Origin of the sequence: Caulobacter sp. BK020 (assembly GCF_004342605.1) — a bacterium.
GTDB lineage: Bacteria > Pseudomonadota > Alphaproteobacteria > Caulobacterales > Caulobacteraceae > Caulobacter.
In genome coordinates this window covers 21,246-39,361 of record NZ_SLZL01000016.1, presented here as the reverse complement: position 1 = coordinate 39,361, position 18,116 = coordinate 21,246, and the positions used below count along the sequence as shown (strand labels likewise).

The 18,116-nt window shown below is 69.7% G+C and carries 18 protein-coding genes; 12 read left to right on the top strand and 6 right to left on the bottom strand.

The features are described from left to right. Window position 1: 1 nt before the first annotated feature. From EV278_RS18045 to EV278_RS18020, 6 genes are read right to left on the bottom strand one after another with little or no spacing between them, the layout of a single operon-like run. The gene (locus EV278_RS18045) at window positions 2-646 is read right to left on the bottom strand and encodes a hypothetical protein (RefSeq protein ID WP_132094611.1); all 645 of its coding nucleotides are present in this window, start codon (window positions 644-646) and stop codon (window positions 2-4) included. A 25-nt stretch (window positions 647-671) separates the two neighbouring features. Beyond that, window positions 672-1,334, bottom strand: a complete 663-nt coding sequence (locus tag EV278_RS18040; protein ID WP_132094609.1) for a hypothetical protein — start codon at window positions 1,332-1,334, stop codon at window positions 672-674. Between the two features lie 44 nt (window positions 1,335-1,378). Then, window positions 1,379-1,771: a hypothetical protein gene (locus tag EV278_RS18035; RefSeq protein ID WP_132094608.1), complete on the bottom strand. Its 393-nt coding sequence runs from the start codon at window positions 1,769-1,771 to the stop codon at window positions 1,379-1,381. Beyond that, window positions 1,768-1,950 (bottom strand): hypothetical protein, encoded by a 183-nt coding sequence (locus EV278_RS18030; protein ID WP_132094606.1) that lies wholly within the window; start codon window positions 1,948-1,950, stop codon window positions 1,768-1,770. Before EV278_RS18030 ends, EV278_RS18035 begins: the two co-directional genes overlap by 4 nt. Window positions 1,951-1,977: 27 nt before the next feature. Further along, window positions 1,978-2,682: a hypothetical protein gene (locus EV278_RS18025; protein ID WP_132094604.1), complete on the bottom strand. Its 705-nt coding sequence runs from the start codon at window positions 2,680-2,682 to the stop codon at window positions 1,978-1,980. Further along, window positions 2,675-3,622, bottom strand: coding sequence for a hypothetical protein (locus EV278_RS18020; RefSeq protein WP_132094602.1), 948 nt, complete (start codon window positions 3,620-3,622; stop codon window positions 2,675-2,677). Before EV278_RS18020 ends, EV278_RS18025 begins: the two co-directional genes overlap by 8 nt. 435 nt (window positions 3,623-4,057) lie before the next feature. Here EV278_RS18020 and EV278_RS18015 point away from each other — a divergent pair, with 435 nt between their 5' ends. From EV278_RS18015 to atzF, 12 genes are all read left to right on the top strand, one after another. Then, window positions 4,058-4,606 (top strand): dihydrofolate reductase family protein, encoded by a 549-nt coding sequence (locus EV278_RS18015; RefSeq protein ID WP_243692254.1) that lies wholly within the window; start codon window positions 4,058-4,060, stop codon window positions 4,604-4,606. A 517-nt stretch (window positions 4,607-5,123) separates the two neighbouring features. After that, a complete protein-coding gene (locus tag EV278_RS18010; RefSeq protein ID WP_132094598.1) occupies window positions 5,124-5,780 on the top strand; it encodes an isochorismatase family protein in 657 nt (218 codons plus the stop codon). 50 nt (window positions 5,781-5,830) lie between these two features. Further along, on the top strand, window positions 5,831-6,091 hold the full coding sequence (locus EV278_RS18005) for a DUF1427 family protein (RefSeq protein ID WP_132094596.1): 261 nt from the start codon (window positions 5,831-5,833) through the stop codon (window positions 6,089-6,091). 92 nt (window positions 6,092-6,183) lie between these two features. Further along, on the top strand, window positions 6,184-8,043 hold the full coding sequence (locus tag EV278_RS18000; RefSeq protein ID WP_207905520.1) for an amidohydrolase: 1,860 nt from the start codon (window positions 6,184-6,186) through the stop codon (window positions 8,041-8,043). Window positions 8,044-8,045: 2 nt separating this feature from the next. After that, window positions 8,046-8,474, top strand: a complete 429-nt coding sequence (locus EV278_RS17995) for a DoxX family protein (RefSeq protein WP_207905519.1) — start codon at window positions 8,046-8,048, stop codon at window positions 8,472-8,474. Then, the gene (locus EV278_RS17990; protein ID WP_132094592.1) at window positions 8,471-9,193 is read left to right on the top strand and encodes a YoaK family protein; all 723 of its coding nucleotides are present in this window, start codon (window positions 8,471-8,473) and stop codon (window positions 9,191-9,193) included. The genes EV278_RS17995 and EV278_RS17990 overlap by 4 nt, the downstream gene beginning before the upstream one ends. Further along, a complete protein-coding gene (locus EV278_RS17985; RefSeq protein WP_132094590.1) occupies window positions 9,190-10,545 on the top strand; it encodes an alginate export family protein in 1,356 nt (451 codons plus the stop codon). Before EV278_RS17990 ends, EV278_RS17985 begins: the two co-directional genes overlap by 4 nt. Window positions 10,546-10,732: 187 nt before the next feature. Further along, entirely contained in the window at window positions 10,733-11,197 is a 465-nt protein-coding gene (locus EV278_RS17980; RefSeq protein WP_132094588.1) for a CopG family ribbon-helix-helix protein, read from the top strand. Further along, the gene (locus EV278_RS17975) at window positions 11,194-12,018 is read left to right on the top strand and encodes an urea amidolyase associated protein UAAP1 (RefSeq protein ID WP_132094586.1); all 825 of its coding nucleotides are present in this window, start codon (window positions 11,194-11,196) and stop codon (window positions 12,016-12,018) included. Before EV278_RS17980 ends, EV278_RS17975 begins: the two co-directional genes overlap by 4 nt. An 11-nt stretch (window positions 12,019-12,029) precedes the next feature. Then, on the top strand, window positions 12,030-12,656 hold the full coding sequence (locus EV278_RS17970; RefSeq protein ID WP_132094584.1) for an urea amidolyase associated protein UAAP2: 627 nt from the start codon (window positions 12,030-12,032) through the stop codon (window positions 12,654-12,656). A gap of 10 nt (window positions 12,657-12,666) precedes the next feature. Beyond that, a complete protein-coding gene (uca, locus tag EV278_RS17965) occupies window positions 12,667-16,338 on the top strand; it encodes an urea carboxylase (RefSeq protein WP_132094582.1) in 3,672 nt (1,223 codons plus the stop codon). Then, window positions 16,335-18,113 (top strand): allophanate hydrolase, encoded by a 1,779-nt coding sequence (gene atzF / locus EV278_RS17960; RefSeq protein ID WP_132094580.1) that lies wholly within the window; start codon window positions 16,335-16,337, stop codon window positions 18,111-18,113. The genes uca and atzF overlap by 4 nt, the downstream gene beginning before the upstream one ends. Window positions 18,114-18,116 lie beyond the last annotated feature (3 nt).

The following is an 18,116-nucleotide window of genomic DNA, read 5'->3' as shown; positions in this document are numbered from 1 at the left end:
CTCAGCCTCCATTCACGGCGCCGCCGGCCGCGGGCGCCAGCGCCTCGGCCTGCGGCAGCGAGAAGCCGACGCGAGGCGCGCCGGGAATGACGCCATGGCGACGCGCGGGCGGCGACGCCGAACGGCGCACGGTGTGGACGCAGGTCTCGATCGCCCGGCTCGGAACGCCGGGGGCGCCGAGGGCCGCCACGTCCGGGAAGCTGCGCTCGTGGCTCCTGGACTGCTCGCGGCGGGCGCAGTCCTTCGGCGTGATGGTGGTCCGGCCGGAAAGCAGGATGCGCATCAGCGGCAGGCCGAAGAGCCGGGCGGTCATCGTATAGTTCGAGTTCATTTCGAACTGCTGCTGGATGGCCACCGCCACGGGCGGCACGCGCCGCACGTTGATGTCCAGCGCCGGCATCTGGCTCATCGCCAGGTTCACGGTCGGCAAGCTGGAGATGTTCAGTTGCTCGATCCGCAGCGGATCGACGTGGCGCACATGGTCGACCCTGAGCGACTCCACCGACAGCGGCGCGACCTGATTGAGTTCCTTCAGATGGACGGCGATCGGGGTGACGGTCACCGGCGTGAGCGTCACCGGGTTGATCGTCAGCGGGGCGATCGGGAGCGCCTCGGTGTAGTGGGTGGACTTGAGGTCTATGTCCATGCCGACCCTCCAGGGGGGCGGGGCGTCATACGCCCGGCCAATCGTAGTTGAGTTGTGAGACCTTGGCGTCGGCGAACACGGCCGGATCGCCCTGCAGCCGCGCGCGCACCGTGACGACCGCCGACGCGCCGTTCGCGGGGGTCTGGTAGAGGAACCATGGCCCGACCACGCCCTGCGGGGCGCCGTTCACCAGCCATTCCACCTGCGCGCCCGAATGGAAGACGGTCGCCTCGAACTGGCGCTGCTTGTTGCAATCGTCGATCAGGTTGTTGTTGGCGCCGTTGCGGTAATAGAGGTTCACCCGCCGCGGAAAGACGGCCACCTCCGCCGCCTCGACCGGCCGCGGGCCGAGCCCGACCAGGGTCACCCAGGCATAGGCCTTGCGCAGCGGATCCTCCCGCGAGGTCGCCACGACCAGCTCGGTCGTCCCGCTGGCCAGCGCGCCCTTGGGCGGCGAGCGGTACAGGCCCGAGGCGTCGATCGTCCCCAACCCCGGTCCGCCGTTCAGGTCGCGCGTCTCCCAGGTGTGGCCTTGGGAGGAGTTGTAGACCTGCGCCTCGAAACGGACCTGGGCGTTGGCGGGATTGCCGGTCCAGTCGTCGTGGAACTGGACCTCGGCGCGGGGCGGCCAGACCTCTATCTCCACCTGATGACGGCAGACGACCTGACGGTGGACGTCGGTGATCACGCCATGACGTCGGCCATGTTGGTGAGGGCGGGGGTGGTGATGCATCATTCGACCGGCCTCTCACAGGGGTCGTCGTCACAATCGTCGTCGAAGGGGTCTTCGCGGATGTCGATGGCGGCCCGGCAAGCGCCGTCGAGGTTGAGGTCGAGGCCAGAGTCCTTGCCGCCCAGCACGCCCTGGGTCACGACCTCCGCCGCCCGAACCCGAGCCTCCAGGGGCTGCATGCGCACGCCGAACGGGCCGACCGAACCGGCCAGCACGCGACGTCGCAGGAAGGGGATCCGCAGATGGATGGGGATCTCGTCGAAATGCAGGTGGACGTCGCCGACGGAGAGCTCGAACGCGCCGCGGCTCGCGACCTCGAACTGAAAGGGCTTCATCCGCACGCGCGCCGCGAGCTTGGGATGGCCTTCGAACTCGATCCGCCTGCGGGTCATGACGCCTCCTCCTCCCCGATGGGCGCGCCATCCGGGAAAACGCGTCGCGCGAGGTCCGAAAACATGCTGTCGACCGTTTCGTTGAGGCGTTCGAAGCCGGCCAGCGCCTCGGCGATCTCGGGACAGCTGGAGCCTTCGATGTCGATCTTGACCATCGGTCCCAGGTGCAGCGTGATCACGATCCTTGGCATGACGGTCCCTCTCCCCTACGGCGCTTCGTGCGGTCGCGAGCGTGTCGCCGAAACTCCGGCGCCGTCCGGCTGCTCGCCATGAAGGCCGCTCTCGATGTCGCGGAGCGCTACGGCGAGCGTGTCGAGGGAGGAGGTCAGCACGTCCAGCACGCGCCGCTCGCCCTCGTTGACCTCGGCGTAGATCTTCTCGAACCGCGCGCCCACCGCCGCCCCGGCGCGGCTTCGGCGATACTCCTGGCCACGCTCGCGCAACACGCCGCCGAACTGGGTGACGATGGACAGAAAGCCGTAGAGCAGATCCACCGCGTGGTCGTCCTGCGGCCGGCTTCCAGCGCTCTTCGCTTCGGCCTGCGCCTCGGCCTGAGGTTTGGGGTCGGCCTGGGACTTCGCCTCGGCCCGTGGGCCGCCCTCCGGCTCCACGGCGGGCGGCGCCTCGATGGGATTGCAGCGCGAGCATCCCTGTACGGGATCCTCGGCCCTGACCTCCCACACGCCGTAGAGCGCCGAGTTCGAGCCGGGCGGAATGGCTCGGCAGCCGGTGCGATGGAGCTGTCCCTTGGCGGCGTCGAACTGGAAGGGCGCCTCCCGCGCCCGCTCGCGATTGTCGATCCGCAGCAGCGGCTGGTCGCCCGGGAGCTTGCCCGAGGCGTGCAGCTCCTGGATCCGGAGACCGACCGTGTCGACCAAGGCCGCACGCGAGAGGGACAGGCGCTCACTCATAGATCGCCCAGGCGGCGGCCCCCTTCACGCGCTGCTGCCGGTGCTTCTCCAGCCGCGTGAGGTAGTAGCGGGTCAGAAAGGCGATCAGCAGGTCACGCCCGTCCCCGTCCGGAAGCCCGGACGCCAGCTGGCGGATGTGGGTGTGGAACAGCCGTCCCAGGGTCCGCTCCGGACGGCTCACCTGGTTCATGAAGGTGAGCCGGTTGTCCTTGAGGTCCGACCAGCAGTCGCCATGGTCGTCGATGTACATGACCAGAGCGCCGGCCCAGAACAGGCGGGCCAGATAGCTCAGCGGCAGTTCCGGCAGCAGGAAGGCCGACAGCACCAGGATGGCGTGGCCGCTGCGGTTGCGGGCGCAGCGTTTGAGGGTGTTGAGCTGGCCGCGGGTAAGCCGGCCGTCGCCGGCCTTGCGAGTGGCGCGAAGGTTCACGTCCTCCTTCTGGGCCAGGTAGAGCTGCAGCACCGACTGGCGCACGATGGGGTGGAGGACGTCGCGCTGGGCGAACAGCCGCGAGGCGATCACGAAGAACAGCCGCTCGCGATCGGTTCGGGGGTCGAACCAGCCCTCGGTGAGCAGCGCGCCGAGCCGCTCGATATAGTCGGCGGTGGCCGCCTCGCCGAAGTCGTCGATGAAGCTGTCGGCCAGGAAGCAGCAGGCGCCGAACAGGCTGCCGATCATGTGGCGTCGCTCGTCGTAGTCGAACCCGCCGATCTCGGTGCACGCGTGGCCGACCACGTTCATCTTGGCGCTGAGTTCGAGCATCTTGCGATACTCGCCCTGCCTGGCCTCGAGCATGACCGGGTCGTACTGGCGGACGATCGGCTCGAGGCAATCGCCGACGCCGGAGCGGTAGCGCTTGAACAGCGCGTTCAGCCGCGACTGAGCCTGCGGGCCAGGCTCCCACTCAGCGGTCGAGGAATAACCTCCAGGAGGCGCCATGGCGCTCGTATCCTTGACGGTGACGACCGCCCGGACCTTCCGTCATGACGACGGGACCGTCGGGCGACTACGCGGACGCGCCTGACAACGACAAGCCATCCGCAACGCAAAGCTTGACCATTATCCACGAAAGGTCGCACTGACGCTTACCGCTACCCTCGCGTGCAACAGTACCCGTTGGAGCGGGAGGATCAACCCGGATTTGGCTGTGGTAACCCACACGTCATTCTCGAATACGCCGGGGTTCGGTCCTTGCGAGCCAGGGCGGCGCCCAAAATCCGCATTCGGGATGTCGGCGTCAGCGTCGCTCGGGCGTCCTTAAGAACGTCAAGACTGTCCGCCGGCGCTGCGCTCGCCTGGACGAGCATCCGCCCGCCCGCCGCCCCGGCTTGGAAAAGACCACGGGAGATAACAGTGTCTGCATCGGTGCTCTTCATGTCCATGTCGCTGGACGGGTATATCGCCGGGCCCAACGACGACGTGGGCAATCCCGGCGGCGACGACTTCATGCGGCTGCACGCGTGGTACGGGGATTTTTCCCGACCGACCGGCCCGGTCGGACAGCTGTGGGACGAATGGAACGCGCCGGGTGCGATTCTGGTGGGTCGGCGAACCGTGGAGCAGGTCGATCACTGGGGCGGCGACAATCAGGGTGTCGCGATCTTCGTACCCAGTCACAGGCCGCCCGGGCCGTCCGTCGCCAACTATCCGTTGGTCAAATACGTGAACGACGGGATCGCCAGCGCCATGGCGCAGGCGAAGACCGCCGCCGGCGACCGGGACGTGCTGGTGCTTGGCGCCTATACGGCGCAACGGGCGCTGGAAGCCGGCGTGCTCGACGAACTGCAGATACACCAGATACCGGTCCTGTTCGGAGGTGGCCGCCGACTGTTCGAGGTCTTGCCGTCGCGCATCGAGCTGGAGATCGTTCGGGTGATCGATACGCCCGAGGCCACGCACATTCGCTACCGCGTCCGTCGCTGAACTCGCCGACCCGCGCCTTCGAGGCCAGCGCCCGAGGCGTCGCGACGACCTGGAGCAAATCGCGCGATATGGGAATCGCCCGATTTTCTATATCTTTTTGTTTTCACATAGCTTTTTCGAAAAGCCAGCGTCCACTTTTCCGCGCGATGCTCTTGCGCCTAAAACACCGCCCGCGCCAGCGAGCACGCGCGCGCCGTCTGATCTTGGAGGTCCTCGTCGCCGGTCCAAGGCTGGCGGGTCGTCAGCCGATCATCGGTCGCGGAAAGTCCTCGCGCCGCCTTGCTCCGGTGGCCGTTCGCGCCAGCCCTGAAACTCGCGCACGCATGTTTCGGACAAGACATCGTCGGCCCAGGCCATGAGGATCGGCCGCGTCGCCGATGCTACGAGAGCGAAAATGGAAATGATGGGTTTCCACCATTTCCATTTCTGACCCGACTGATCCGGGTCAAGCTCACCTCATCGGATCAAACGGCGCGGCCGTGACGGTTCGCCCAAACGAGGAAAACGGAACAAAGCCATGACCCTGCAAGCCAAGGCCACGCCCGGCGCGCGCCTTCTGACGCCGACCGACCACACCCTGATCATGATCGACTTCCAGTCGCAGATGGCCTTCGCCACCAAGTCGATCGACGCCAGCCTGCTGCGCACCAACGCCGCCCTGGTCGCCAGCGCCGCCGCTGGCTTCGGCGCCTCGACCATCCTGACCACCGTCGCCGAGAAGAGCTTCTCGGGCCCCATGTTCTCGGAGGTCACCGCGCCCTTCCCCGGCAAGTCCCTGCTGGACCGCACCTCGATGAACACTTGGGAGGACGAGGCCGTCATCGCCGAGGTCAACGCCATCGGCAAGACCCGCATCGTGCTGGCGGGCCTGTGGACCTCGGTCTGCATCGTCGGCCCCGCCCTGTCGGCGCTGGACCAGGGCTTCGAGGTCTTCGTGATCACCGACGCCTGCGGCGACGTCTCGGACGAAGCGCACGAACGGGCCGTGACCCGCATGGTCCAGGCCGGCGCCCAGCCGATCACCTCGCTGCAGTACCTGCTGGAGATGCAACGCGACTGGGCCCGGACCGAGACCTACGACATGACCACCGGCGTGGCCAAGCAGTTCGGCGGCGCCTACGGCCTGGGCGTCACCTACGCCAAGGCCATGTTCGGCGCGTCGGAAGGCCACTGACATCCCGGGCGAGGCCTTCGGCCTCGCCCCTTCTCGTCTGGAGCGCGGTGATGAAACCCTATCTGCTGTCCCTCGGCGCCGGCCTCCTGGTGGGGGTGATCTATTCGCTGCTGGGGGTGCGCTCGCCCGCCCCGCCGGCCATCGCCCTGCTCGGCCTGATGGGCATGCTGCTGGGCGAGCAGGCGGTTCCGGTCGCCAAGCGCCTGATGACCAAGGCCCCGGTCGTGGCCTATCTGAAAACCTCCGATTGCGCCGGCCAGGTTCTCGGCCCGCAAGCCGTTGATCCGCGCAAGCCGGAGGACCAGGCATGACCTTGGACCGTCGCCCCCTCAATCGCAGACAAGCCGTCGCCCTCGGCGCGGCCTTCGTCTCCAGTCCCGCCTTCTCCCGGAGCCCCGGCCTAATGCCCCCTCAAGCCGACCTTCTGCTGATCAACGGCAAGTTCACGACCCTCGACCGAAGCAACCCGCGCGCCGACGCCGCCCTGGTTCGCGACGGCAAGTTCGCCGCCGTCGGCGAGGAAGGCGAGGTCCGCGCCGCCGCCGGTCCGAACCCGACGATCATCGACCTGAAAGGCCGCCGGGTGATCCCCGGCCTGATCGACAGCCACATGCACATCATCCGCGGCGGGCTGAACTACAACATGGAGCTGCGCTGGGACGGCGTGCCGAGCCTGGCCGACGCCATGGCCATGCTGAAGAAGCAGGCCGCCAACATCCCGCCGCCCCAGTGGGTGCGGGTGGTCGGCGGCTTCACCGAGCATCAGTTCGTCGAAAAGCGCCTGCCGACCCTGGACGAGATCAACGCCGCCGCGCCCGAGACGCCGGTATTCATCCTCCACCTCTACGACCGCGCCCTCCTGAACCGCGCCGCCCTGCGCGCCGTCGGCTACACCAAGGACACGCCCAACCCGCCGGGCGGCGAGATCCAGCGCGACGCCTCGGGCGAGCCGACCGGCCTGCTGCTGGCCCAGCCCAACGCCACGATCCTCTACGCCACCCTGGCCAAGGGTCCGAAGCTCCCGCCGGAATATCAGCTGAACTCCACGCGGCACTTCATGCGCGAGATGAACCGGCTGGGCGTGACCGGCGTGATCGACGCCGGCGGCGGCTTCCAGAACTATCCCGACGACTACGAGATCATCGAGAAGCTGCACGCCGACGGCCAGCTGACCCTGCGCATCAGCTACAACCTGTTCACCCAGAAGCCGAAGGCCGAGCTGTCGGACTTCCAGTCGTGGTCCAAGCAGGTCAAGCCCGGCCAAGGCGACGACACCTACCGCCACAACGGCGCGGGCGAGATGCTGGTCTACAGCGCCGCCGACTTCGAGGACTTCCGGGTCGAGCGTCCCGAGATGCCGGCCAATATGGAGAGCGACCTGGAGCCGGTGGTCCGTCACCTGGTCGAGAACCGCTGGCCCTGGCGGCTGCACGCCACCTATGACGAGACCATCACGCGGGCGCTGGACGTCTACGAGAAGGTCAACCGCGACATGCCCTTCGACGGCCTGCACTGGTTCTTCGACCACGCCGAGACGATCAGCGAGCGCAACATCGACCGGATCGTCGCGCTGGGCGGCGGCATCGCCGTGCAGCACCGGATGGCCTTCCAGGGCGAGTACTTCATGGAGCGCTACGGCGCCAAGGCCGCCGAGGCCACGCCCCCGATCGGCAAGATGCTGAAGGCGGGAATCCCGGTCGGCGCGGGCACCGACGCCACCCGCGTGGCCAGCTACAATCCGTGGGTCTCGCTGAGCTGGCTGGTGACCGGCAAGACGGTGGGCGGCGCACGCCTCTATCCGCCGGCCAACCGCGTCGATCGCGAGGAGGCCCTGCGCCTGTGGACCACCGCCAACACCTGGTTCTCGAACGAGGAAGGCAAGAAGGGCCAGATCGCGGTCGGCCAACTGGCGGATCTGGCCGTGCTCAGCGACGACTACATGACCGTGCCCGAGGACGAGATCCCGCACCTGTCGTCGGTGCTGACCCTGCTGGGCGGCAAGGTCGTCCACGGCCAGGGCGACTTCGACAAGCTGGCGCCGGTTCTGCCGCCGCCGATGCCCGACTGGTCGCCGGTCCGGACCTTCGGCGGCTACCAGGACCGCTCGCGCGGCCACGCCCGCGTCCTGGCCAGCGTCTGCGGCTGCGCCAGCCGCTGCAACGTGCACGGCCACGACCACGCGGCCGCCTATACGCGGGAAGCTCCGACGTCCGACGCGCGCTCGTTCTGGGGCGCGATGGGCTGTGGCTGCTGGGCGGTGTGATCATGATCCGATCGACACAACCCCCTCGCTTCGTCACGGCGGTCCTCGACTGGCGGCCCACCGCGCATGTCGCCCGACTGGCCCTGGTCAGCGCCTACCTGCTGGGGGCGGCCGTCAAGGTCGGTGATTTCCCGGGCGCCGTCGCCGAGCAGGCTCATTTCGGCATGAAGCCGCCGGCGCTCTGGGCCCTCCTGACCATCGCCGTAGAGATCGTCGGACCGCTGCTGATCCTGACCCGTCGCTGGCTATGGCTGGGCGCGGGCATGCTGGGCGTCTTCACCCTGCTGGCGGCGATCACCGCCAACGCCTTCTGGACCCTGCCAGCCGGCCACGATCGCTTCATGGCGACCAACGCCTTCTTCGAGCATATCGGCCTGATCGGCGGCTTCGTGCTGGTCGCACGACTTGACCGCCAGGAACGCACCGCATGAGCCCGCCCCCGGTCCTGCCCCCGACCCTGCCCAGGAAAACCCGTCTGGCCGGCGTGACCGGCATGGGCATGGCCTTCGTCGGCGGCTATGTCGACGTGATCGGCTTCGTGCTGCTGTTTGGCCTGTTCGTCGCCCACGCCACCGGCAACATCGTCATGCTGGGCGTGGGCCTGGCCGGCGACGCCGGCGGCCTGGCGACCAAGCTTCTGGCCTTGCCGGCGTTCATCGGCGCGTGCGCCGCCACCTACGCCCTGATCCGCTGGCGCAACGCCCGGGGACAGCCGTGCGAGGTGCTGGTCCTGGCCCTGCAGGCGGCGCTGCTGCTGGTCTTCATGCTGCTGACCGTCCACGCCCTGCCCGCCGCCAGCGCCAACGAACCGACCGTCATGCTGGCCGGCCTGGTGGGCGTGGTCGCCATGGCCGCCCAGAACGTCGGCGCCCGCGTGGTCTTCACCCATCTGGCGCCGACCACCATGATGACCGGCAACGTCACCCAAGTGGCGATCGACATCGTTGACCTCGCCATCGCCCGCGGCCGCCTGGACGAGGCGCTGAAGGCGCGGCTCCTGAAGACCTGGCCGCCAGTCCTGGCCTTCGCCCTGGGCGCGATGGGCGGCGCGGTCGGGGTGCTGGTCGCCGGCGCCTGGAGCCTGATACTGGCCGCGGTCTTGGTCGCTGTGCTGGCGGCCCTCCACGCCATCCGGGGGGAACGGTCGTGAGGCTCACGACGAGCGTCCTGCTGGCCGCGCTGGCCACCGCCGGCGTCGCCCGGGCGGCGGAGATCCCGGCCTTCAAGCCGGTGCGTTCGGACGAGGACTACGGCTATCTGGGGGACGTTTCGGACCGCACCGGCCTGGATCCGCTGCGCTACATCCGACTGGGCGACGGCGTCCATCTTGGCCTCGGCGGCGAGGCCCGCCTGCGCATCGACGCGATCGACGCCCCGCGCTTTGGTCTGGGCGGGGAGAAAGCCGATACGTTCGCCCTGGGCCGCCTGCTGTTGAGCGGCGACCTGCATCTGGGTTCGGCGGTCAGGGTCTATGGCGAGTTGGGCCTGCACCGCGACCTTGGCAAGCGCGACGCGCCGTCGGCCACCGACCGCGACCGTCTCGACGCCCAGGTGCTGTTCGTGGACGTCGCGCCCGCCGAGGGCTGGCGCGTGCGCCTGGGTCGCCAGGAGCTGCAACTGAACCCGACCCAACGCTTCATCGCCGTGCGGGAAGCCCCCAACATCCGCCAGAGCTTCGACGGCGTGCGGCTCACTCACATGATGGGCGACCTCAAGCTGGACGCCTTCTATCTCCAGCCCGTCGCGATCTCGCCTGGCGCCTTCGACGACACGCGCAATCACGGCCAGCGCTTTTATGGCCTCTACGCTTCCAAAAGGCTGTCGCGGCGCCAGACGCTGGACCTCTACGCCCTGGGCCTGGAACGGGACGGCGTGCGGTTTGGCAAGGTCACGGGCGACGAACGCCGCGCCAGCCTGGGCGCGCGCCTGGCCGGGACCCGCGGCGCCGTCGATTACGAGGCCGAGGGCGTGGTCCAGGGCGGACGCTTCGCCGGCCGCAGGATCCGCGCCTTCGCCGCCTCGGCGGGCGGCGGCTATACCTTGGACCGCCCTTGGAAGCCGCGCCTGGGCCTGCGCCTGGATCTCGGATCGGGCGACAAGGATCCGACCGACGGCAAGCTCGGGACCTTCAATCCGATGTTCCCGAAGGGCGGCTATTTCAACGAAACCGGCCTGATGAGCTGGGGCAACCTGGTCGCCCTGCGGCCCAGCCTCGGCGTGACGCCGCGCAAAAACGTCAGCCTGGAGGCCAGCTACACCGTCCGTCGCCGTTGGACGGGCGACGACGCGATCTATCTGCAGCCCCTGGTTCCGCTGACGCTCGCCGGCGCTGATCGCGCCAAGGACGCCGGCGACGCCGTCCAGTTGGACGGGTCATGGCAGGTGAACCGCAACTTCAAACTCCAGACCCAGCTGGTCCACCAGGCGGCCGGACCGTCGGTGCGCGCCCAGGACGGCCGCGCCGTTGATCTCGCCGTGCTCTTCGCCCAGTTTCGCTTCTGAACGTCGGGCCGCCATTGCGCCAGGAGCGAACACCCGGGCCGCGTCGATAACTGGACCTTCCGTGAACGGGCTTGACCTGCCTAACGAATAGCCGCTTCGCGCCGCTTTCGAGGGCGCCAGGGGCGTGAAGGCGCCCTTCATGTTATTACGAGTTGCAAGTTTCGTAATAACATGAAGGGTCAGCCCCATGGATGCGCCCTCCACCCTCGCGCGGCTGAGCATCAGCCTGCCGGCCGACCTGATGGCCCAGCTCGACGCCATGGTGGCCGAGCGCGGCCTGCCCAGCCGTTCGCAGATGATCGCCGAACTGATCCGGCATGAACTGGCCGAGCACAGCGGCGAGCGGCCCGACGCGGTCCTGGCCGGCACAATCACCCTGATCTACCGCGCCGAGAGCGGCCGGGTGCGCCATGCCCTGGCCCAGGCCCAGCTGGGCTATGTGAAGGAGGTGATCTCGGCCCAGAACGTCTTCCTGGAAGACGACCAGGCCATGGAGGTCCTGCTGGTGCAGGGGCCGTCCGAGCGCCTGCAGAATCTGTGCGACGACCTGCGCAAGGTGCGCGGCGTCCAGCAGATCAAGCTGGTCACCACCACCGCCCTGCTGCCGCCGTTGCACTTCCACGGCGACGAGCCCGACGGAGAGTCCCCGTGAGCGACACCGCCACCCCCTATGCCGCCCAGGCCCACGCCCGCGCCCAGGCGGGAACCCGCGTGGAGGCCATGCCCACCGTGCCGGCCAGCGCGGCCCATGACCTGCCGCCGGGCGTCCTGGCCGGCGATGTCGTCTGGGACGAGACCATCGCGCCGGGCGGCTACGCCAGCCGCCAGATCGCCCGGGGCGCGCGCCTGCGCCTGACCGACCTGGCCGGCGACGCAGCCGTCTCGCTGCTGATCTTCAACGCCGAGCGGCCGGTCGAGCGCCTCAACATCGCCGACACCCTGAAGGTCCAGTGGAACGGCTATCTGGGCCAGGGCCGCCTGCTGCTGTCCGACATGGGCCGGGTGCTGGCCAGCATCGTCGAGGACGAGGCCGGGACGCACGACGCCTTCTGCGGCGCCTCCAACCAGTCCAGCAACGCCCGCAAGTACGGCGACGGCTTCAACCACGGCGCCCATCCCAACGCCCGCGATCGCTTCTCGCTGGGCGTCGCCAAGTTCGGCCTGGGCCGCAAGGACATCCATCCCTGCCTGAACCTCTTCAAGGAGGTCCGCGTCGGCCAGGGCGGCGAGACGGTGATCGACGTCGGGCCCTACGCCCCAGGCCGGTCCGTGACGCTGCGGGCCGAGATGGACCTGATCGTGGTCCTGGCCAACTGCCCGCACGTGCTGGACCCGCGCCCCGACTACGCCGTCACCCCGGTGCGCGCCACCGCCTGGTGCGGCCCGGTCACGCCGGCCTCCGACCCGATCCGCAACGCGACGCCCGAGGGCCTGCGCGCCTTCCTGAATGTCGAAGACTACTTCTCGCGCTGAGGACCCTCGCCATGGCGATCGCTCCCCCTCCCCTGGCCAACATCGTCCACGACGAGGTGGTCCCCGCCCGCGCGCCCTGGCTGCACGAGGTCAAGGCCGGCCAGACCCTGCGGATCATCGACCTGGAGGGCAACCAGGCCGTCGACTTTCTGGCCTACAGCGCCGCCGATGATGCTGAACGCTATAGCGCCCAGGACACCATCGCCGCCCAGAAGAACATCTTCCTGCGGGAGGGCTCGGTGCTGCTGTCCAACGAGGGGGCGCCGATGATGACGGTGACCGCGACGGCCGTGGCCTATCACGACACCATCGGCGGGGCCTGCTCGTGCGAGAGCAACACCCTGCGCTACGGCCACCACACCAAGGCTCAGCACGCCTGCGTCGAGAACTTCCTGGTCGCCAACGCCCGCCAGGGCCGCGGCAAGCGCGACATGGTCAGCAACGTCAACTGGTTCATGAACGTGCCGGTGGAGGCCGACGGGGCCCTGGGCATCGTCGACGGCATCTCCGCGCCCGGTCTCTATGTCGACCTGCGCGCCGAGATGGACGTGGTGGTGGTGGTCTCCAACTGCCCGCAGATCAACAACCCCTGCAACGGCTTCGATCCGACGCCGGTGCGCATGATCATCGCCCAATAGGCGGCCGCAGATGTTCGACAAGGTCCTGATCGCCAACCGCGGCGCCATCGCCTGCCGCATCATCCGTACGCTGAAGGCCATGGGCGTGAAGTCCGTGGCGGTGTTCAGCGACGCCGACGCCGGCTCGCTGCACGTCTCGATGGCCGACGAGGCCGTGCGCCTGGGCCCGGCCCCGGCCGCGGAGAGCTATCTGCGCGCCGACCTGGTGCTGGCCGCCGCCAAGGCCACCGGCGCCCAGGCCATCCACCCGGGTTACGGCTTCCTGAGTGAAAACGCCGCCTTCGCCCTGGCCTGCGAGGACGCCGGGATCGCCTTCGTCGGCCCCACGCCCGACAACATCCGCGCCTTCGGCCTCAAGCATACGGCGCGGGACCTGGCCCAGGCGCACGGCGTGCCGCTGGCCCCCGGCACCGACCTCCTGGTCGATCCGAAGGCCGCGCTCGAGGCGGCGGAGCGGATCGGCTTCCCGGTGATCCTGAAGGCCACCGCCGGCGGCGGCGGCATCGGCATGCGGGTCTGCGAAAACGCGCAGGGCGTCGAGGAGGCCTTCGCCGCTGTCCAGCGCCTGGCGACCGGCAATTTCAGCGACGGCGGCGTCTTCCTGGAGCGCTATGTCCGCAAGGCCCGCCACGTCGAGGTGCAGGTATTCGGCGACGGGGCCGGCAAGGTCGTGGCCCTGGGCGAGCGCGACTGCTCGCTGCAGCGGCGCAACCAGAAGGTCGTCGAGGAGACCCCGGCTCCCGGCCTGCCCGCCGCCACCCGCGCGGCCCTGCTGGACGCCGCCGTGCGCCTGGCCTCGGCGGCGAACTACAGGTCCGCCGGCACGGTCGAGTTCCTGTACGACGCCGATCGGGACGACTTCTTCTTCCTGGAGGTCAACACCCGCCTGCAGGTCGAGCATGGGGTGACCGAGCAGGTCACCGGCGTCGATCTGGTCGAGTGGATGGTGCGCGGCGCGGCCGGCGACTTCGCCTTCCTCGACGCGCCGCCGCCCGAGCCGAAGGGCGCCTCGATCCAGGTGCGGCTCTATGCCGAGGATCCGGCCCAGGACTATCGCCCCAGTTCCGGCGTCCTGACCGAGGTCGCCTTCCCCGAAGGTGTCCGGGCCGACGGCTGGGTGGTCGACGGGACCGAGGTCAGCGCCTTCTACGATCCGATGCTGGCCAAGCTGATCGTCACCGCGCCCGACCGCGAGGCGGCGGTGACGGCGCTTCAGCAGGCGTTGGACGCCACGCGCCTTGCGGGCGTCGAGACGAACCTGGACTGGCTGCGGGCCGTGGTCCGCAGCGCGCCGTTCGTCAGCGGCGAGGTCTCGACCCGCGCCCTGGAAACCGTGGCCTGGACGCCCGACACCATCCAGGTGCTGAGCGGCGGCCCCGCCACCACCGTGCAGGACTGGCCGGGCCGCCAGGGCTATTGGGACGTCGGCGTGCCGCCGTCGGGACCGATGGACGCCCTGGCCTTCCGGCTGGGCAACCGCCTGCTGGGCAATGGCGAGGACGCGGCGGGGCTGGAGATCACCGCGCTCGGTCCGACCCTGAAGTTCAACCGCCCGGCCGTGCTGTGCCTGACCGGCGCGCGCTTCGACGCCCGCCTGGACGGCGCGCCGGTCGAGCCCTACGCGCCGTTCGCGGCCGCCGCCGGCCAGGTGCTGAAGATCGGCCGCGCGACGGAAGCGGGCCTGCGCGGCTACCTGCTGTTCCAGGGCGGTCTGGACGTGCCGACCTATCTGGGCAGCCGCTCGACCTTCACCCTCGGCGGCTTCGGCGGCCATGCCGGGCGCAACCTGACGGCCGGCGACGCGCTGCGGCTTATTCCTCCCCCACTGGGGGAGGGGGACCGCGGAGCGGTGGAGGGGGTTTCACCCGTGCTGGCGCCGGACCTGCGTCCCGAGCTCTCCAAGGCCTGGACGATCCGGGTCCTGCCCGGCCCGCACGGCGCGCCGGACTTCTTCACGCCCGCCGATGTCGCCATGATCGGCGGCACGGACTGGAAGGTTCACTACAACTCCAACCGCACCGGCGTGCGCCTGGTCGGCCCCAAGCCGGAATGGGCGCGGCGCGACGGCGGCGAGGCCGGGCTGCATCCGTCGAACATCCACGACAACGCCTACGCCATCGGGGCCGTCGACTTCACCGGCGACATGCCGATCATCCTGGGCCCGGACGGCCCGTCGCTGGGCGGCTTCGTCTGCCCGTTCGTGATCATCCAGGCCGATCTCTGGAAGGCCGGCCAGCTGGCGCCGGGCGACACCGTGCGGTTCGCGGTCGTGGACGATGCGACGGCGGCGCAGGCGCTGGAGCAGCAGGAAGACCTCCTGACCGCCACAGGTCGCTCCGCGACCGCGATAGATCCTCCCCCTCTGGGCGAGGTGGCGGCGAAGCCGACGGAGGGGGACAGCCCGATCCTGGCCGAGCTCCCCGAAGACGGTCACCGCCCACACGTCATCTACCGCCGCCAGGGCGACCAGCACCTGCTGGTGGAATATGGCCCCATCGTGCTGGACCTGGAGCTGCGCCTGCGCATCCACGCCCTGCTGCTCGACCTTCAAGGCCTGGCCCTGCCCGGCGTGATCGACCTGACGCCGGGCATCCGCTCGCTGCAGGTCCACTATGACAGCCGCCGCCTGACCCAGGCCCGGCTGCTCGAAATCCTGGTCGCCGCCGAGGACCGGCTGGGCGGGCTGGACGACTTCGAAATCCCCTCGCGCATCGTCTACCTGCCGCTGAGCTGGAAGGACCCGGCGATCTACCAGACCATCGACAAGTACATGCAGGCCGTCCGCGACGACGCGCCCTGGTGCCCCGACAACATCGAGTTCATCCGTCGGGTCAACGGCCTGGCCAGCATCGACGAGGTCCAGCGTATCGTCTTCGACGCCCGCTACCTGGTGATGGGCCTGGGCGACGTCTATCTGGGCGCGCCGGTCGCCACCCCGGTCGATCCGCGCCACCGGCTGGTGACCACCAAGTACAACCCGGCCCGTACCTGGACGCCGCCCAACGTGGTCGGCATCGGCGGGGCCTATATGTGCATCTACGGCATGGAGGGGCCGGGCGGCTACCAGCTGTTCGGGCGGACGATCCAGGTGTGGAACACCTGGCGGCAGACCGACGCCTTCACCGACGGCAAGCCCTGGCTGCTGCGGTTCTTCGACCAGATCCGCTTCTTCCCAGTCAGCGCCGAGGAACTGACCGAGTGGCGGCGCGACTTCCCGCTGGGCCGCCGCCAGATCCGCATCGAGGAGGAGACGTTCCGCCTCTCCGACTACCGGCGGATGCTGGCCGAGAACGCCGAGGACATCGCCGCCTTCCAGGCCACGCGCCAGGCCGCCTTCGACGCCGAACGCGCCGACTGGGAGACCAGGGGCGAGTTCGCGCGGGTCGAGGCCCTGTCCGAGGTCGTCGACGCCGGGCAAGAGACAGCGGCGGTCGAGATCCCGCCGGGCGCCGAGCTGGTCGAGGCCCCGCTGGGCGGCAATGTCTGGAAGGTGCTGGTCGAGCCCGGCCAGCGCGTCGAGGCCGGCGCGGTCATCGCGATCATCGAGGCCATGAAGGCCGAGTGCGACGTCAACACGCCGGTCGCCGGCGTGGTCAGCGCCGTCTACGCCCAACCCTCGCAGTCCATCGCCGCCGGCGCGCCGGTGATCGCCGTCACCCCGGACCTGGAGGCCGCGGCGTGAGTTTCGAACGTCTTTCCGTCGAAGCCATCGCCCAGGCCGTCAGCGGCGGAGCCAGCGCCGTCGCGGTCGCCCAGGCCGCTCTGGACGCCGTCGCCGACTACGACCTGATCCAGCCGCAGGTCTGGACGCTGCGCCTGCCGGCCGAGGCGATCCTGGCCCAGGCCCGGGCGGTCGACGCGCGTATCGCGGCCGGCGAGACCTTGCCGCTGGCCGGCGTACCGTTCGCGGTGAAGGACAATATCGACGTCGGCGACTGGCCGACCACCGCCGGCTGCCCCGCCTTCGCCTACACGCCGGAACGCTCGGCGACCGTCGTCGAGCGGCTGGTCGCGGCCGGGGCGGTGCTGATCGGCAAGACCAATCTCGACCAGTTCGCCACCGGCCTGGTCGGCGCGCGCAGCCCCTACGGCGCGCCGCGGTGCGTGTTCAACCAGGCGTTCGTCAGCGGCGGCTCCAGCTCCGGCTCGGCGGTCGCCGTGGCCGCCGGCCTGGTCGCCTTCGCCCTGGGCACCGACACGGCCGGCTCGGGCCGTGTGCCGGCCGCGTTCAACCACCTGGTCGGCCTCAAGCCCAGCAAGGGCCGCTGGAGCACGCGCGGCCTCGTCCCCGCCTGCCGCTCGCTGGACTGCATCAGCGTCTTCGCCACCGACCTCGCCGGCGCGGCCCTGGTCGACGAGGTGCTGGCCGCCTTCGATTCCGAGGACGACTATTCCCGCCGCGCGCCCGCAACTCCTCCGGCCCCGGCGATGGACGGCCTGAGGTTCGCGATTCCGCGGCCCGAGCAGCGGATCTTCTTCGGCGACGGCGAGTCCGAAGCCCTCTACGCCACCGCCGTCGCGCGCCTGCAAGCGGCCGGCGGCGTCCCCGTCGAAATCGACATCGCCCCGCTGCTGGACGCGGCCAAACTGCTGTACAGCGGTCCCTGGGTCGCCGAGCGCACCGCCGCCGTCGAGCCCCTGCTGCGCGCCTCGCCCAGCGCCATCGAGCCGACCGTGCGGGCCATCGTCCAGGGCGGCCTGGCGGTCACCGGCGTGGAGACGTTCCAAGGCCTTTACGCCCTGGAAGGCCACCGCCGCGCCGCCGAGGCGATCTGGGCGGTCGCCGACATCCTCTTCCTGCCCACGACGCCGACCATCTATCGGCTCAGGGCGCTGAAGGCCGAGCCGCTGGCGCTGAACGCCAATCTTGGCCTCTACACCAATTTCGTGAACCTGCTGGACCTTTCCGCCCTGGCCGTTCCCGCCGGTTTCCGCGCCGACGGCACCGGCTTTGGCGTCACCCTGGTCGGCCCCGCCTTCGCCGACCGCGCGCTGCTGGACCTGGCCGAGCGCTATCTGGAGACCTTCCCCATGGCCGACACGCCCCCGCTGGACCTGACTCCCCACAAGCCCGGCATCAAGCTGGCCGTGGTCGGCGCGCACCTGGCCGGCATGCCTCTGCACTGGCAGCTGACTTCGCGCGAGACGCGGCTGGTCTCCGCCACCAGGACCGCGCCGGCCTACAAGCTCTACGCCATCGCCAACTCCACCCCGCCCAAGCCGGCGCTGGTTCACGTGGGTGAAGACGGGTCGTCCATCCTGGTCGAGGTCTACGAACTGGACGTCGAGGCGTTCGGCGCCTTCACGGCCGAGGTCCCTGCGCCCCTGGCGATCGGCACGGTGACGCTGGAGGACGGGACCTCGGTGAAGGGCTTCGTCGCCGAGCCCCGCGCCCTGGACGGCGCAACCGACATCACCGCCCTCGGCGGCTGGCGGGCCTATATCGCGTCGCTCTGAGGG

Coding starts and splice junctions, on each gene's coding strand:
- EV278_RS18005 (WP_132094596.1), top strand. CDS start 5,831: ATGAAACCCTATCTGCTGTCCCTCGGCGCCGGCCTCCTGGTGGGGGTG.
- EV278_RS17980 (WP_132094588.1), top strand. CDS start 10,733: ATGGATGCGCCCTCCACCCTCGCGCGGCTGAGCATCAGCCTGCCGGCC.
- EV278_RS18025 (WP_132094604.1), bottom strand. CDS start 2,682: ATGAGTGAGCGCCTGTCCCTCTCGCGTGCGGCCTTGGTCGACACGGTC.
- EV278_RS17990 (WP_132094592.1), top strand. CDS start 8,471: ATGAGCCCGCCCCCGGTCCTGCCCCCGACCCTGCCCAGGAAAACCCGT.
- EV278_RS18035 (WP_132094608.1), bottom strand. CDS start 1,771: ATGACCCGCAGGCGGATCGAGTTCGAAGGCCATCCCAAGCTCGCGGCG.
- EV278_RS17995 (WP_207905519.1), top strand. CDS start 8,046: ATGATCCGATCGACACAACCCCCTCGCTTCGTCACGGCGGTCCTCGAC.
- EV278_RS18000 (WP_207905520.1), top strand. CDS start 6,184: ATGCCCCCTCAAGCCGACCTTCTGCTGATCAACGGCAAGTTCACGACC.
- uca (WP_132094582.1), top strand. CDS start 12,667: ATGTTCGACAAGGTCCTGATCGCCAACCGCGGCGCCATCGCCTGCCGC.
- EV278_RS18015 (WP_243692254.1), top strand. CDS start 4,058: ATGTCCATGTCGCTGGACGGGTATATCGCCGGGCCCAACGACGACGTG.
- EV278_RS18045 (WP_132094611.1), bottom strand. CDS start 646: ATGGACATAGACCTCAAGTCCACCCACTACACCGAGGCGCTCCCGATC.
- EV278_RS18020 (WP_132094602.1), bottom strand. CDS start 3,622: ATGGCGCCTCCTGGAGGTTATTCCTCGACCGCTGAGTGGGAGCCTGGC.
- EV278_RS18010 (WP_132094598.1), top strand. CDS start 5,124: ATGACCCTGCAAGCCAAGGCCACGCCCGGCGCGCGCCTTCTGACGCCG.
- EV278_RS17970 (WP_132094584.1), top strand. CDS start 12,030: ATGGCGATCGCTCCCCCTCCCCTGGCCAACATCGTCCACGACGAGGTG.